13 protein-coding genes and 1 pseudogene are annotated in these 15,354 nt (G+C 58.1%); 8 read left to right on the plus strand and 6 right to left on the minus strand.

Annotation, left to right across the window (positions count from 1 at the left end):
• Positions 1-60: 60 nt before the first annotated feature.
• The 3 genes from OGM67_07220 to OGM67_07230 form a co-directional block, all read right to left on the minus strand.
• Positions 61-528 carry a MarR family transcriptional regulator gene (locus OGM67_07220; GenBank protein UYJ36089.1) on the minus strand — a complete coding sequence of 156 codons (468 nt, stop codon included), beginning with the start codon at positions 526-528 and terminating at the stop codon, positions 61-63.
• Between the two features lie 265 nt (positions 529-793).
• Complete coding sequence (locus OGM67_07225) at positions 794-1,582, minus strand: glycosyl hydrolase family 28 protein (GenBank protein UYJ36204.1); 789 nt, start codon at positions 1,580-1,582, stop codon at positions 794-796.
• Between the two features lie 246 nt (positions 1,583-1,828).
• A complete protein-coding gene (locus tag OGM67_07230; GenBank protein UYJ36090.1) occupies positions 1,829-2,020 on the minus strand; it encodes a hypothetical protein in 192 nt (63 codons plus the stop codon).
• A gap of 447 nt (positions 2,021-2,467) precedes the next feature.
• On the opposite strand from OGM67_07230, the gene OGM67_07235 reads away from it, so the two are divergent.
• The 7 genes and pseudogenes from OGM67_07235 (at position 2,468) to pckA (ending at position 11,141) form a co-directional block, all read left to right on the plus strand.
• On the plus strand, positions 2,468-2,836 hold the full coding sequence (locus OGM67_07235) for a UvrD-helicase domain-containing protein (protein ID UYJ36091.1): 369 nt from the start codon (positions 2,468-2,470) through the stop codon (positions 2,834-2,836).
• Positions 2,793-3,104: a hypothetical protein gene (locus OGM67_07240; protein UYJ36092.1), complete on the plus strand. Its 312-nt coding sequence runs from the start codon at positions 2,793-2,795 to the stop codon at positions 3,102-3,104. Before OGM67_07235 ends, OGM67_07240 begins: the two co-directional genes overlap by 44 nt.
• Positions 3,062-4,588, plus strand: a complete 1,527-nt coding sequence (locus OGM67_07245) for a UvrD-helicase domain-containing protein (GenBank protein ID UYJ36093.1) — start codon at positions 3,062-3,064, stop codon at positions 4,586-4,588. Before OGM67_07240 ends, OGM67_07245 begins: the two co-directional genes overlap by 43 nt.
• Positions 4,589-4,637: 49 nt before the next feature.
• Positions 4,638-5,633: an asparaginase gene (locus OGM67_07250; GenBank protein ID UYJ36094.1), complete on the plus strand. Its 996-nt coding sequence runs from the start codon at positions 4,638-4,640 to the stop codon at positions 5,631-5,633.
• A gap of 120 nt (positions 5,634-5,753) precedes the next feature.
• Complete coding sequence (locus OGM67_07255; GenBank protein ID UYJ36095.1) at positions 5,754-7,727, plus strand: fructose-1,6-bisphosphatase; 1,974 nt, start codon at positions 5,754-5,756, stop codon at positions 7,725-7,727.
• Between the two features lie 148 nt (positions 7,728-7,875).
• Complete coding sequence (locus OGM67_07260; GenBank protein UYJ36096.1) at positions 7,876-9,318, plus strand: C69 family dipeptidase; 1,443 nt, start codon at positions 7,876-7,878, stop codon at positions 9,316-9,318.
• Positions 9,319-9,535: 217 nt separating this feature from the next.
• Positions 9,536-11,141 (plus strand): annotated as a pseudogene (pckA, locus tag OGM67_07265) (phosphoenolpyruvate carboxykinase (ATP)).
• Between the two features lie 378 nt (positions 11,142-11,519).
• On the opposite strand, the gene glmM reads toward pckA, so the two are convergent.
• From glmM to OGM67_07280, 3 genes are all read right to left on the minus strand, one after another.
• Positions 11,520-12,905: a phosphoglucosamine mutase gene (gene glmM / locus OGM67_07270; protein ID UYJ36097.1), complete on the minus strand. Its 1,386-nt coding sequence runs from the start codon at positions 12,903-12,905 to the stop codon at positions 11,520-11,522.
• A gap of 104 nt (positions 12,906-13,009) precedes the next feature.
• Complete coding sequence (locus tag OGM67_07275; protein ID UYJ36098.1) at positions 13,010-13,468, minus strand: low molecular weight phosphotyrosine protein phosphatase; 459 nt, start codon at positions 13,466-13,468, stop codon at positions 13,010-13,012.
• 4 nt (positions 13,469-13,472) lie between these two features.
• Complete coding sequence (locus OGM67_07280; GenBank protein UYJ36099.1) at positions 13,473-13,853, minus strand: excisionase family DNA-binding protein; 381 nt, start codon at positions 13,851-13,853, stop codon at positions 13,473-13,475.
• Positions 13,854-14,132: 279 nt separating this feature from the next.
• Here OGM67_07280 and OGM67_07285 point away from each other — a divergent pair, with 279 nt between their 5' ends.
• The gene (locus OGM67_07285; protein ID UYJ36100.1) at positions 14,133-15,272 is read left to right on the plus strand and encodes a hypothetical protein; all 1,140 of its coding nucleotides are present in this window, start codon (positions 14,133-14,135) and stop codon (positions 15,270-15,272) included.
• The last annotated feature ends 82 nt before the right edge of the window (positions 15,273-15,354 follow it).

Below are 15,354 nucleotides of genomic sequence, written 5' to 3' on the forward strand. Positions count from 1 at the left end.
CCTGTAACAAACAGCAGCGCCACCACGGCGATGCAGGCCGCCCAGTGACGCCCCAGCTGCTTAAATATCTTGATCATGCGCGGGGTCTCCTTTCCTGTTTGCAAGGTCTTGCTCCAAGGCATCGTTCTCGGCCACGATGGCGGCGAGGAAGGCGTCCTTCAGGGCCACCATCTGGGCCAGCTCCTCCGGGGTCAGCCGCGCCATAACGCGGGAGAAGTAGCCGCTGATGGCCTGCTCCCCCGCAAGGCGGGCCTGCTCCCCTTCCGGGGTGATGCGCACGAGCGTTTTGCGGCGGTCATTGGGGTCGGTCTCACGCAGGATATGGCCGTCCTGCTCGAGCAGGCGCAGCCCGCGTGAGACGGCGGGCATCGGCTGGCGCATTGCGCGGGCCAGCTCAGACACATAGATGCTGCCGTCCTGCCCGGACTGCTCGATCTGGAAATGCAGATGCTCCAGCATACCAAGGCGGCAGCGCGGCTGGCTGGCCAGCGCTGCGCGCATCCCGCGCTTGGCCCAGTGTGTTGACACGGCCGAGGAACTGGATCAGCCAGCCAAGGTCGGTGTTTTCGATATCAGGCATTGCACACCTCCTGTTAATAGTTATCATATGTTAATAATTGGAGCGAGATAATAATACACCCCCCTGCACAGCGATGCAAGGGGGTGCGGTGTGTTTTTAAAAATTGTTTACAAATGCGGGCATCAGGGTTCCGCGCAGCTGATATTGCTCAGCGTGATCCCGCGGCAGAGGCGCAGCGGCAGGGTCACGGACGGCTTTTGGATCGTAATGTCCTTAAAGGACGATATCCTCCACCGCATAGCCGGGCGTGTCAAAGCCGGCAATCTCCAGCGGGGCGGCATCGTGCCGGCTGCGGTCATGGTCCAGCACCTCGCCGGTCAGGGTCAGCCGCTCAAAGAAGCAATGGCTGAGCTTCGGCGGCGTTTCGGCGGGGGTGCCGTCATCATTGTAGGCAACACTGTGCAGCATGACACGGGGCGCAATGCAGTCCTGCACGGTTACGCCGCGCACATAGCCGCCGCGCTTGGGGGTGGCCTTGATCTCGATGCCCGACAGCGAATTTGCAAGGTCGCAGTCCCAGATCTGCACATCCTCCACGCCGCCGCTCATCTCGCTGCCGATGCAGATGCCGTGGCCGCAGTCGCTGCGGCAGTCAAACACCCGGATGTGGGCGCAGGGGCGGCCGATTTCATTGCCCTCGGGGTTCTTGCCGCTCTTGATGGCCACGGCATCGTCCCCTGTAAAGAACTCGCTGGCAAACAGTGTGCAGTTCGTCGAGGAGTCGGGGTCCCAGCCGTCCCCGTTCCAGACGCCCTCCGATACAAAGGTGCAGTGGTCGGTCTGGATATTGTTGCAGTAGATCATGTGGACATTCCACGACGGGCCGTTTTTGAGGGTGACGCCGCTGATCCAGACATTCTCACAGTTGCTCAGGTTGATAAGGCGGGGACGCACACGGCCGGGGATCGTGTCGCTGTTCTCGCAGCTTTCGACCAGCTCCTTGTTGTCATCGAGGAAGCTCTTGATGCGCGCACGCTCATCCTCGATGATCTTGCGGGCCAGCGTCTGGCCGCCGCCGCAGATCGTGCCCTTGCCGCGGATGATGATGTTGCGGCAGTTCGGCCCGGTTTTTGTGGTTCAGCTCACCGGCGTTGAGCAGGCTGGAATAGCAGCGCATCTCGATCCCCTCAAAACCGGCTGGGGATGCGCGGGGCGTAGTCATGGATGTTGGCGGTGCCCTGCAGCACAGCGCCCTTGGCAAGGTAGATCTCAAGATCGCTGTGCAGCCGCAGCGCACCGGTCAAAAAATCACCCGCCGGGATATAGAGAATATCGTCCGGGCCGCAGTCCGTTGATGGCGCGCTGCAGATTGTCGGTGTTCAGCAGCTGGCCGTCACCGCGGCAGAAGTAGGGCGCAGCGGTAATGTCGATTCGGTGCTTTTCCTGCCCGAACTGCAGCGTGGCGGAGCCAACGCAATAGCTGCCGCTGACCACATCCACACGGAAGGTGCTGCCGTAGGACAGACCCTCGATCGTAAAATGGGTCTTGTCGGTGCGGGCCGATGGCCTCGCCGTTGAGGGAGACCGTGTACTCCGCCCCGCGCGGGCGCAGCGGCGGGCTTATCCCAGTACAGCACCGCGTAATCCTCGGTGCAGCGTATATTTAAAACGGTTCTGTTTCATGTATGACATCCTTTGGTAAAGGGAGAAATTCATTAGTATACATATTGTACCACAGCCTGCAGGTTTATCCAATACCTTGGTATGCCAAAATACCGCGGTCAAAAACCGGCAGGTTTTGACAGTTTGCAGCCTTGACAAATTCGGTGCCCGGCACACCGGGCAGGTTTTGCTTTTGCGGGTAAAATGTGGTAGAATAAGTCGATTGACAGGGGCGCGGGGCTGCCCGCCCCGCTAACACCCAAACGCCGCAGAAAGGAGGCCGCCATGGAGAAAACCGCGTTTGAGACCGCCCACATGGCGGCGCTGAATCCCCAGCAGAGGGCCGCCGTTGCGGCCGTAGACGGCCCGGTGCTGTTGCTGGCGGTGCCGGGCAGCGGCAAGACCACCGTGCTGATCACCCGCTTGGGCTACATGACCGAGGTCTGCGGCATCGCACCGGAGTCTATCCTGACAATGACCTACACGGTGGCCGCCACGCAGGAGATGCGCGCCCGGTTTGCCGCGCGGTTCGGGGAGGCCGAGGCGGCGCGGATGGAGTTTCCGCACCATCAACGGCGTGGCGGCGCGCATCATCGCGCTCTACAGCCGGATGTACGGCCGCACACCGCCCGACCTGCTGCAGAGCGAGAGTGAGACAACGCCGCTGCTGCTGCAGCTGTGGCAGAGCATCAACCATGAATACGCCGCCGAAAGCACCCTCAAGGAGCTGCGCACGGCCATCACCTACATTAAGAATATGTGCCTGACCGATGCCGAGCTTGACGGACCGATGCCGAGCTTGACGAGCTGGAGACGGACCTTGAAAATCTGCCGGAGCTGTACCGCGCTTACCAGCAGGCGCTCAAGGCGCGGCACAAGATGGACTACGATGACCAGCTCTGCTTTGCGCTGCAGATTTTGAACGCCGCGCCCGCCGTGGCAGCGGCATTCCGTAAGCGGTACCGTTATTTCTGCGTGGATGAGTCGCAGGATACCTCCCGCGTGCAGCATGAGATCATCCGGGTGCTGGCGCAGCAGAGCGGCAACCTTTTTATGGTCGGAGATGAGGACCAGAGCATTTACGGCTTCCGCGCGGCCTACCCGCAGGCGCTGATGGACTTTGAAAAGACCTACCCCGGCGCGCGGGTGCTGCTGATGGAGGAAAACTACCGCTCGCGGGAGCCGATTCTGGCCGCCGCCAACCGTTTTGTGGCGCGCAACCGCTACCGCCGGCCCAAGACCATTGCCCCTACGCAGGGGGCCGGAGAGCCGATCCGGGTCGTGGAGGTGCACCGCCGCGCTGACCAGCTGGCTTTCCTGTTTGCGGAGGCGCAGCATTGCGAGGTCGAGACCGCTGTACTGTTCCGCAACCATGAGAGCGCGCTGCCCATCATCGACCTGTGTGAGCGCCGTGGTGTGCCTTACGGCTGCAAGGCGGTCGAGCAGACCTTTTTCACCAACAAGATCGTGCGAGATGTCGCGGATATTTTTGCGCTGGCAGCCCGCCCGGACGATGCCGATACCTTTCTGCGCTGCTATTTCAAGTTCGGTGTACCGGTGACACGCGCGCAGGCGCTGTACGCCGCCGGGCAGGCACGGCAGTACGGGCAGGGCTGCTGGACTGCGCTGATCAATGAGGACAGCATCCGCCCGCGCACCCGCGCCGCGATGGCCGAGGTGGCCGCAGGGCTGGCCCGGCTGCCCCGCATGGCGGCGGACGATGCCGTGCGGTTTTTGACTGACCAGCTGGGCTACGGCAAGTATCTGGACAAAAACGGCATGGACCGCGCCAAGCTGGCTGTGCTGGAAATGCTGGGCGCTCAGGAGCCTACGCCCCGGCGGCTGCTCCGGCGGCTGGCGGAGCTGCGCACCATCGTGCAGGAGCATGTCACACCGCCGGGGTGCAAATTTCTGCTCTCCACGATACACTCCGCCAAAGGGCTGGAGTATGACCGGGTGATCCTGCTCGATGTGCTGGACGGCATCCTGCCGGCCAAGCCGGAGCTGTGCTGCCGCACCCCCGCCGAGACGCGCCAGTACGAGGAGGACCGGCGGCTGTTTTATGTGGCGATGACCCGCGCCCGGCAGGAGCTGGTGTTGTTTGACTGCACGGCCGAGCGCTCGTCCTTTGCGCAGGAGGTGCTTTCCGGTCTGCCGGGGCACCGCAGCCGCCCTGATGCCGTCCCCGCAGGGCACCGCCCTGCCCCGGCGGCGGCGCGCAAGCCGCTGCCGCCCGTGGATATGGCGTCGATTACGGCTGTTGGGGCGCGGGTGCGCCATGCCGTGTTTGGCCCCGGCACGGTGGAAAGCGCAGAGGGCGGCCGCGTGACCGTCCGCTTTGCCGCCGGTGCAAGAACACTGGATGCCCGCGTCGTGGCCGACCGGCATCTGCTGTGGCCGGAATGACCCGCCTGCACCAGACAGTATGGATAAAAAACAAGAGGATTAAACGGTTATGAAACATATTTTACTTCTCGCCACCGGCGGCACGATCGCCAGCCGGCCCACAGCTGCGGGCGGGCTGGCCCCTGCCATCACCTCGGAGGAGCTGCTGGCCTGTGTGCCGGAGCTGGCCGACCTGTGTGCGATCGATGCCGTGCAGCTTTTCAATCTTGATTCCACAAATGTCGGCCCTGCGCAATGGCAGGAGATTGTGCGCAGCATCCGGGAAAACTACGCCGCCTATGACGGCTTTGTCATTGCCCACGGCACCGACACGATGGCCTACACGGCGGCCGCGCTGAGCTACATGATCCAGAACAGCGCCAAGCCGGTCGTGCTGACCGGCAGCCAGAAGTCCATCTACAACCGCGACACCGATGCCCGTAACAACCTCTATCGCGCCTTTGTCTACGCTGTGAGCGAGGGTGCATGGGGCGTGCAGCTGGTGTTTGACAACAAGGTCATTCTGGGCACCCGCGCCCGCAAGACGCGGACCCGCAGCTTTGACGCCTTCTCGAGCATCGACTACCCGGAGACTGCCGTTTTCCGTGACACAAGGCTTATCCCTTTCCTGCGGCGGCCGGCCGACCTGCCGCCCGTTCAGTTTTATGAGCAGCTTGACCCCGCTGTCTTTGTGCTGCGGCTGGTGCCGGGTATGCGGGCAGATATTATCCCGCTGCTGGCCCCGCACTACCGCGCGCTTGTGCTGGAAAGCTTCGGCGTGGGCGGTCTGCCGGGCGGTGAGCAGGGCGAAATGTTTGCCGAACTGCGCCGCTGGTGCGACAGCGGACGGCTGGCCGTGTTTACGACCCAGGTCCCGCATGAGGGGTGCGACCTTGCCGTCTATGAGGTGGGCCGCGCTGTGGGCGAGCTGCCCGGCGTGCTGGAGGCGCACGACATGACCCCCGAGGCCGTGGCCGTCAAGCTGATGTGGGCGCTGGGCCAGACACAGGACCGTGCCGAGGTCATGCGCCTGTTTGAAACCCCGGTGGAGATTGATATTATTTAAGCTGCTTTTTTTAATAACGCGCCTTGGCCGCTGTCTTTTTGGGACTGCGGCCTTTTGCTTTGCCGAAAAGTGTGCTATAATCCATAAGTAGGAACCAAAAGTACAGGAAGGAGCCTGCCCGTGCAGTATTCTGATGAACATTTGCGCTATCTGCGCCTGCTTTCCCAAAAATACAAGACGGTGGCCGCAGCCGCCAGCGAGATCATCCGCATCGAGGCGCTGCTGCGCCTGCCCAAGGGCACCGAGCATTTTATGAGTGATCTGCACGGCGAGCATGAGGCGTTTGTACATATCCTGAACAGCGCATCGGGCGTTATCCGTGAGAAGATCGACACTGTGCTGGGGCCTGATGTCCCCGCCGAGGAGCGCGCTGAGCTGGCAACGCTGGTCTACTATCCCAATCAAAAGCTGCCGGAATTGAAGGCGCGCCAGCCTGATCTGCACGCATGGTACCGCCTGACGCTGCTGCGGCTGATCGACCTGTGCCGGTTCGTTTCCAGCAAGCACACCCGCGACCATGTGCGCCGCTGCCTGCCCCAGAACTGCGGCTACATTCTGGACGAGCTGCTCCACGCCCATTTTGAGGACCACGACAAGGACCAGTACTACGGTGAGATCATCGAGAGCATCCTGCGCTATGACCGCGCTGACGCCTACATCGTGCGGTTCTGTGAGGTCATCAAGCGGCTGGCCGTTGACCGGCTGCATATCGTGGGCGACCTGTTTGACCGCGGCCCGCGCCCCGACCGTATTCTCGACAGCCTGATGGCGCACCATCAGGTGGACATCCAGTGGGGCAACCATGATGTTGTCTGGATGGGGGCCGCTGCCGGCAGCCCATTGTGCATTATGACGGTGCTGAAAACAACGCTGGCCTACAACAACCTTGACACGCTGGAAGGCGGCTACGGCATCAGCCTGCGCCAGCTCGAGCGCTTTGCCCAGAGCACCTACGCTGACTCCGATGTGTCGCGCTGGATGCCCCACGCCGACCCGCGCACGGCGGCCGGTGATTTGAACGCCGCCGCCCGGATGCACAAGGCCGTAACCGTGATGATGCTCAAGCTTGAGGCACAGGTCATCGCCCGCAACCCGGATTTCGATCTGCAGGGCCGCGACTTTTTGAACCATATTGATTTTGCAGCAGGCACGGTGGATTACCACGGCACCGTCTATCCCCTGCTGGACTGCGACTTCCCGACTGTGGACCCCGCCGCGCCGACCACGCTCACCGCCGAGGAGGCGCATGTCATCGCCGGGCTGGTGCGCAGCTTTGCCGAGAGCGAGCGTCTGCAGCGCCATGTGCAGTTCCTCTACGCGCACGGCGCGTTTTACAAGATCTGCAACGGCAACCTGCTCTACCACGGCGCCGTACCGATGACCGAGGACGGCGCCTTTGCAGCCATCCGGTTTGAGGGAGTGGCGCGCAGCGGCAAGCAGCTGTTTGACTACTGCGACCGCCGTGCCCGGCAGGGCTACAGTGCGCCGCCGGGCAGCCCGGCGCGGCTGGCCGGGCAGGACTTTTTGTGGTATCTGTGGTGCGGTGCCAAATCGCCGCTTTTCGGCCGCAGCGCCATGACGACCTTTGAACGGCTCTACGTTGCCGACCCCGCCGCCCACCGGGAGATCAAGGACCCCTACTATAAGCATATCGCCGCGCTGGACACGGCCGAGCGCATTTTGCGGGAGTTCGGCCTTGCGGGTGCAGGCTGCCACATCGTCAACGGCCATGTGCCGGTCCGTGCCATCGAGGGGGAAAGCCCCATCAAGGGCGGCGGGCGGCTCATCATCATTGACGGCGGCTTCTGCCGTGCTTATCACCAGCGCACCGGCATTGCGGGCTATACGCTGGTCTACAACTCGCGCGGACTGATCCTGCGCACCCACCAGCCGTTTGAAAGCGCCGAGAAGGCCATCCATGAGGATGAGGACATCGCAAGCAAGAGCGAATATATCTACACGGCACCCCAGCGCATCCTTGTGCGCGACACCGATGAGGGCGGCCGCAAGCAGGCGCTGATCCGCGACCTCTGCGCCCTTGTGGAGGCCTACCAGACCGGCGTGCTGCCGCAGGGTGTGGCACAGGAAATGTGATTGAAATTTGCGCCGTTTGCATTATAATAGGAACCGGATGGGTGCTGTAGGGGCCGGGTATGCCCGGCCCGCGGCTTTCCCGTAAAATGTCGTTTGCCGTCAGGCTGCACCCCGTCCGTGTAGAGTATAAAAAGGAGAGGATTTGCAAATGCCTTGTACAACCATTCTGGTCGGCAAAAACGCATCGTATGACGGCTCCACTATGATCGCCCGCAACGATGACTCCGGCTCCGGCCATTTCACTGCCAAAAAGCTCGCTGTGTTCCAACCGAAGGACTACCCTGCGGTATATAAGTCGGTGATTTCTGGCGTTGAGATACCCCTGCCCGCAGGCGGCCTGCGGATGACCGCTGTGCCTAACGCTGTGGAGGGCAAGGGCCTGTGGGCTGCCAGCGGCGTGAACGCTGCCAATGTCGGCATGACCGCCACCGAGACCATCACCTCCAACCCGCGCGTGCTGGGGGCCGACCCGCTCGTCAAGGGCGGCATCGGCGAGGAGGACATCGTTTATCTGGTCCTGCCCTACATCCGCTCCGCGCGTGAGGGTGTACACCGCCTCGGCAGCCTGCTGGAGCAGTACGGCACCTATGAGATGAACGGCATCGCCTTTCAGGATACGAACGAGATCTGGTGGCTGGAGACGATCGGCGGCCACCACTGGATGGCCCGCCGCGTGCCCGATGATGTGTATGTCGTCATGCCCAACCAGCTGGGGCTGGATATGCTGGATCTGGACGATGCACTGGGCGAGCAGAAGGACTTTATCTGCTCTGCCGATCTGCGTGAGTTTATCAACCGGTATCATCTGGACCTTGCACAGGGCGGTGCGCTGAACCCGCGCGATGCCTTCGGCAGCCATGACGATGCCGACCATGTCTACAACACGCCCCGCGGCTGGTACATGCTGCGCTATTTCAACCCCAACACCTTCGCATGGGACGGCCCCGATGCCGATTTCACGCCGCGCTCCGACGATCTGCCATGGTGCATGGTGCCGGAGAAAAAGATCACGCCGGAGGACATCAAGTATGTGCTGTCCTCCCATTATCAGGGCACGCCCTACGACCCCTACGCAGCTACGGCGGCCGAAAAGGGCATCTACCGCCCCATCGGCGTAAACCGCAACGACTTTATGGCACTGCTGCAGCTCCGCCCCGATATGCCGGAGGATTTCCGCGCTGTGGAATGGCTGGCCTTTGCGTCCAACGCCTTCAACACGATGCTGCCCCTCTATGCCAATGTGGACACTGCGCCGGAATATCTGGCCAACACCACCGGGGATGTCTCCACCGACAACTTCTATTGGGCCAGCCGTCTGCTGGCCGCGATGGCCGATGCGTCCTACGCAAAGTCAGTGTTCCACATTGAGCGCTACACCCTGAGCGTTGGTGCGAAGGCAAACCACATCATCAACACCTGTGACGATGCCCAGCGTGCCGAGACCGACCCCGCCGCCCGCGCCGCCCTGCGCGAAAAGGCAAACGCGGATCTGGCCGCGATGGCGAAGGCAGAAACGACCGACACACTGAACAAGGTCCTGTTTGAGCTGAGCAGCGGCATGAAGAACGCTTATTCGCGCTCGGATGCGTAAGAAGCCTGCATAAAAAAGGATGCCCCCGCCGCACGGCCCGCTGCCGTGCGGCTTTTTTGCACTTTTTAACAATAATGTCACAATCTTTGCAGAATTTTCAACTTGCTTTTATACCGGAATCTTTGTATAATAAATGTCAGGATGGGGCACTAGGAGGCTGACTTAGTCCCCTGCTCCCCATTCAGCCAAAAGTATAGAGAAAGAGGTATATGTAAACATGGCAAATCTGGATTTGACTAAGTATGGCATTACCGGCACGACCGAGATCGTGCATAACCCCTCTTATGATGTTCTGTTCGCAGAGGAGACCAAGGCGGACCTGACCGGCTACGAGAAGGGCCAGGTCAGCGAGCTGGGCGCCGTCAATGTTATGACCGGCGTTTACACTGGCCGCTCCCCCAAGGACAAGTACATCGTCATGGACGAGAACTCCAAGGACACCGTTTGGTGGACCAGCGACGAGTACAAGAACGACAACCACCCCATGACCGAGGCCACTTGGGCTACTGTTAAGGACATCGCCAAGAAGGAACTGTGCAACAAGCGCCTGTTCGTTGTCGATGCCTTCTGCGGTGCCAACAAGAACACCCCGCATGGCTATCCGCTTCATCGTGGAGGTGGCCTGGCAGGCACACTTTGTCACCAACATGTTTATCAAGCCCACCGCTGAGGAGCTGGCCAACTTCGAGCCTGACTTCGTTGTTTACAACGCTTCCAAGGCTAAGGTCGAGAACTACAAGGAGCTGGGTCTGAACAGCGAGACCTGCGTTGCCTTCAACATCACCAGCAAGGAGCAGGTCATCATCAACACCTGGTACGGCGGCGAGATGAAGAAGGGTATGTTCTCCATGATGAACTACTTCCTGCCGCTGAAGGGCATGGCCTCCATGCACTGCTCTGCCAACACCGATAAGGAGGGCAAGAACACTGCCATCTTCTTCGGTCTGTCCGGCACCGGCAAGACCACTCTGTCCACCGACCCGAAGCGCCTGCTGATCGGCGACGACGAGCACGGCTGGGACGATAACGGCGTCTTCAACTTCGAGGGCGGCTGCTACGCCAAGGTCATCAACCTTGACAAGGACTCCGAGCCTGACATCTACAATGCCATCAAGCGCAACGCGCTGCTGGAGAATGTCACGCTGGATGCCGAGGGCAAGATCGACTTCGCTGACAAGTCCGTCACCGAAAACACCCGTGTGTCCTACCCCATCGACCACATCCAGAACATCGTTCGCCCGATTTCCTCCGCACCTGCTGCCAAGAACGTCATCTTCCTGTCTGCTGATGCGTTCGGCGTTCTGCCCCCGGTCAGCATCCTGACCCCCGAGCAGACCCAGTACTACTTCCTGTCCGGCTTCACCGCGAAGCTGGCCGGCACCGAGCGCGGCATCACCGAGCCCACCCCGACCTTCTCTGCCTGCTTCGGTCAGGCCTTCCTCGAGCTGCATCCCACCAAGTACGCTGAGGAGCTGGTCAAGAAGATGCAGAAGTCCGGCGCCAAGGCTTATCTGGTCAACACTGGCTGGAACGGCACCGGCAAGCGCATCTCCATCAAGGATACCCGCGGCATCATCGACGCGATCCTGAGCGGCGCTATCAACGAGGCCCCCACCAAGAAGATCCCGCACTTCGACTTTGAGGTTCCCACCTCTCTGCCCGGCGTTGATCCCGCCATCCTCGATCCCCGCGACACCTACAAGGATGCTTCCGAGTGGGAGACCAAGGCTCTGGATCTGGCTGGCCGCTTCATCAAGAACTTCGCCAAGTACGAGGGCAACGAGCACGGCAAGGCACTGGTCGCCGCCGGCCCGAAGCTGTAATTTGAGCGAAACTGCTTGAAGAACCAGGGCAACACCGCACAATTCCCGCCTGACGGCTTAAGCACCGCTCCGGCGGCTGCGGCACGGCATCTGCGTTGCCAAAATGCTCGATAATACACAAAGTATTATCTGCGCTTTTGGCTTAGCAGTTGCCGCACCTCGCGCGCCGTATCGGCACTTAGAATTATGCGGTATTGCCCTAGCATAATAAACCGCCCGCATGTCACAGCATTGTGATATGCGGGCGGTTTTTGTTTTGCGGCCGGCGGAGCATTGCCCGCCCGCGCTGCGTTACGGTAGCCGCACATTTCCCCTCGCAAATACAAAAACACCGCGCTGTGTTTTCCACAGCGCGGTGTAAAGCTTATTCTCGAAAAATCAGAGCGCGTAGCCCTTGGTCTTGATGACATCCACGACCTGCGCAACATACCGCTCGCAGGTCTCATGCTCAGGGGCCTCGACCATGACGCGGACCAGCGGCTCGGTACCGGACTCACGGACCAGAATGCGGCCGGTATCGCCCAGTGCCTCGGCCACGGCCTTGACGGCGGCCTGCACATCGGCGTCGTCCTGCGCAGCACGCTTGTCAGTGACCTTCACATTCGTGAGCACCTGCGGGTAGATCTTCAGCGGGGCGGCCAGCTCGCTCATCGGCTTTTTCTTGGCCAGCATGACCTCCATCATCTTCAGGCTCGTCAGGATGCCGTCACCGGTGCTGGCGTACTTGGAGAAGATGATGTGGCCGCTCTGCTCGCCGCCGATGCGGCAGCCGTTTTTCGCCATATACTCATACACATACTTGTCGCCCACGGCGGTCTTGGCGTAGTCGATGCCCTGCTCATCAAAAGCCTTGTACAGGCCGAAGTTGGACATGACGGTGGTGACGACCGTGTTGGTGATAAGCTTGCCGCGCTCTTTCATATAGCAGCCGTAGATGTACAGGATATGGTCACCGGTGATGACATTGCCCTTTTCATCCACGCAGAGGCAGCGGTCGGCATCGCCGTCATAGGCAAAGCCGATGTCAAGGTGATTCTCGACAACGAACTTCTGCAGCCCCTCAATGTGGGTGGAGCCGGCGTTGAGGTTGATGTTCAGGCCGTTGGGCTTATTGTTGATGACATAGGTGTCGGCGCCCAGTGCGTCAAAGACGCTCTTGGCAATGTTCCAGCTGGAGCCGTTGGCGCAGTCCAGACCGACCTTGACGCCGCGGAAGGAGTAGATACCCAAGCTGATCAGGTACCCCATGTAGCGGTTGCGGCCAGCCACATAGTCCACAGTGCAGCCCACATGGTCGCGGCTGGCAAAGGGCAGCTCCGGCCAGTCCTGATCAAAGAGGTGCAGCTTGCCGTCGAGGTAATCCTCGACCAGCAGCAGCGTTTCCTCGTCCATCTTCTCGCCGTAGCAGTCAATGAGCTTGATACCGTTGTCATAGTAGGGGTTGTGGCTGGCCGAGATCATGATGCCGCAGTCGAAATCGTCCACGCGGGCGATGTAGGCAACGCTCGGGGTGGTGGTGACATGCAGCAGATAGGCATCGGCGCCGCTGGCGGTCAGGCCCGCGACAAGGCTATACTCAAACATGTAGGAGCTGCGGCGGGTATCCTTGCCGATGACGATGCGCGGGGCAGTCGTCTCGCCGTTGCGCTGGCGCAGCATGCCGTAGTACCAGCCCAGAAAACGGCCGACCTTGTAGGCGTGATCGGCGGTCAGCGTGACGCCGGCCTCCCCGCGGAAGCCGTCAGTGCCAAAATATTTTCCCATAGTAAACACTTGTCCCTTCAAATAAAGGTGAAATTTGTGGTAAAGCAATATGATATAATATCATTCTTAGTATACCACTTTATGCCGCAGATGACAAGTCCGCATTATTGGCAGGCGGTGTATCGGTGCAGTATTGCGGTGCAGCCCTCCAGCACATCCCGCCAGGTGGCCGAGAAATCCCCGGCATACCACGGGTCGGCCACATCGCCCGGGCGGGCGGTGTAGTCGAGCAGACGATGGATCTTTCCCTCCGGGTCACCGCCGCAGATGCGCAGCATATTGCGGATGTTGGCACTGTCCATGCCGATGAGCAGGTCGTAGCGGTCATAGTCTGCCCGGGTCAACTGACGCGCCGCATGCCCGGTGCAGGGGATGCCGTGGGCCGCAAGCTCCCGCCGCGCCGGCGGATAGACCGGGTTGCCGATCTCCTCGGTGCTGGTCGCAGCGGAGTCAATAACAAATCGCTCCCCTGACCCGGCCTTGGCGGCTAAATCTTTCATCACAAACTCCGCCATCGGACTGCGGCAGATGTTGCCGTGGCAAACGAAAAGTACTTTTATCATTGTTTTATTTCTCCTTGATTTGCCCCGAAATGCCCTGTTTTGCGAAGGATTTCGAGGATTTGTAAAATGTGTATTTTTGCTGGCATGGAACCTTTGCTACTTTTCCATTCTTTGCAGGCTTGGTTGACCATAAGAACCACAGCTTTTTTTCTTTAATTCTTCCACTGTCATATCTCCCATCTTGCTCACCCCCCTTCTTCTTGATTCTCCTGTTATTTAAGGAACTTCTGACAAGCCATTCCTTATAGGCTTCAATCGGAATTAAGATTTTTGCTCCGATTCTGATAGTTGGAAATCCCGGTTCCTTTACAAGCTCATAGGCTTTCGGAAGTGAAATCCCCATCTGTGCAGACAATTCCTGAACACTCATGGTTGTCTTTTTCATTACAATTCCTCCAATCTTAGTTATTTTGGTGTCCGTCTCATCACAATGCAGTTTCAGCACAACCGCTCTTGGCAGGTTACCAGTCCCGGCAGTTAGCACCGACTTACGAAGTGAGAACGGGATGAAGTTTTCAAGGTGCGATTTCAAAAATCTGTTGTACTGTTTTGTAAAGATTTTTGTTGTTTTCAAGGGTATTTTAGTATATAATATAACCGAAATCTAAAAACTAACGGTAACGCTAACGGTTACGGATTAACGATAGGTTTGTGAGGTGAGAAGATGCCATTTAACTGGAACGGAGACTATATTCCGTCTAAGGCAGATAAAACAACAGACATATTGGGTTCAAAAGAAATAGGTGGTATCGGACAACTCATATATCACCCATTCAGATTTGCAAGTTATGATATCAGCTATGATGGAAAAGATTACTGTGCCTATCCCGTATGCAAGAAGGGGCAAGAACCAACATTTCCTAATGATGATACTCTGACAGGACGAGGAATCCTTGTAAGCCTATGTAATCTTGCAAAGGTAATAGACAGCTTTGAGAACGAGATTCCTAAAGAACAACTTATAGTCAGATGGTGCATGGAGAATATGCATCCTTACAGCATTGACTTTATCCACTCAGAACTTATAGAAAATTTTGATATCAATACCATTGACGCAGAAATGGGCGAGCATGATGGAATCTTTGAGATTGACAGATTTATGAGTGATTTAGGAAAACTTTATAATGCCGTCCGATTCTATGTTGCACTTGAAGGAATTCTATTTGCCGAAGATGATGTAGCATATAATCTTTATGAAGAAGGACGATACTTTGAAAGTTACTCCTACTTTGAGAAATACAAACATGCAGTTCCCGAAGTACCGGATGATGTAGTTGGTGAACCATACACTCCTCAGGAACTGTTGGAAAGCATGATGCGTACTAATCAGTACATAGAAGAACATCCTGTAGAACAGCCACTGGAAGGTTCGTTTGATTTTAACAACAATCCCTATGATGATTATGACGAGCTTCGGAAAACGCTTGCAGACTTTATTCCGGAATTCAATATGAAGTTAAAACTTAATTCTGCTACCGGAAGATATGAATTTTCTGCTGATATTGATTCCGTGTTTGATATAGCGTGGTACACTCTCGCAAGAATGATTTCAGAAGACCCTGCTCTTGAAAATAGAGTCAATAATGATTCAAGACCAGAAGGCATTATGATATGCTGCCATAACTGTGGCAAATTTATAATAAGGAAAAGTAACAGACAGGAATTTTGTGATTCTGAAGAATGTCAGAAAGTTAGAAATGCTCGAAAACAGAAAGCCTATCGTGAACGAAAAGCATCTGAAAAGGCTCATTTGGCACAGAAAAAAGGACAAAATTCAAAACAATCTGACGCAAGACCAGATTAATGTACATTATTCTCTATAAGCTATTTGTATGTGATTATAGAGAATTATAAGAAAATAGCCTTTTATCTTGGCTGACGGAATA

The organism is Oscillospiraceae bacterium (genome assembly GCA_025757985.1).
Taxonomy (GTDB): domain Bacteria; phylum Bacillota; class Clostridia; order Oscillospirales; family Ruminococcaceae; genus Gemmiger.

Bases quoted from the DNA above. Each gene is read 5' to 3' on its own strand.
- OGM67_07235 (UYJ36091.1), top strand. From the start codon at position 2,468: ATGGAGAAAACCGCGTTTGAGACCGCCCACATGGCGGCGCTGAATCCC.
- OGM67_07240 (UYJ36092.1), top strand. From the start codon at position 2,793: ATGTACGGCCGCACACCGCCCGACCTGCTGCAGAGCGAGAGTGAGACA.
- OGM67_07245 (UYJ36093.1), top strand. From the start codon at position 3,062: ATGGACTACGATGACCAGCTCTGCTTTGCGCTGCAGATTTTGAACGCC.
- OGM67_07250 (UYJ36094.1), top strand. From the start codon at position 4,638: ATGAAACATATTTTACTTCTCGCCACCGGCGGCACGATCGCCAGCCGG.
- OGM67_07260 (UYJ36096.1), top strand. From the start codon at position 7,876: ATGCCTTGTACAACCATTCTGGTCGGCAAAAACGCATCGTATGACGGC.
- glmM (UYJ36097.1), bottom strand. From the start codon at position 12,905: ATGGGAAAATATTTTGGCACTGACGGCTTCCGCGGGGAGGCCGGCGTC.
- OGM67_07275 (UYJ36098.1), bottom strand. From the start codon at position 13,468: ATGATAAAAGTACTTTTCGTTTGCCACGGCAACATCTGCCGCAGTCCG.
- OGM67_07280 (UYJ36099.1), bottom strand. From the start codon at position 13,853: ATGAAAAAGACAACCATGAGTGTTCAGGAATTGTCTGCACAGATGGGG.
- OGM67_07285 (UYJ36100.1), top strand. From the start codon at position 14,133: ATGCCATTTAACTGGAACGGAGACTATATTCCGTCTAAGGCAGATAAA.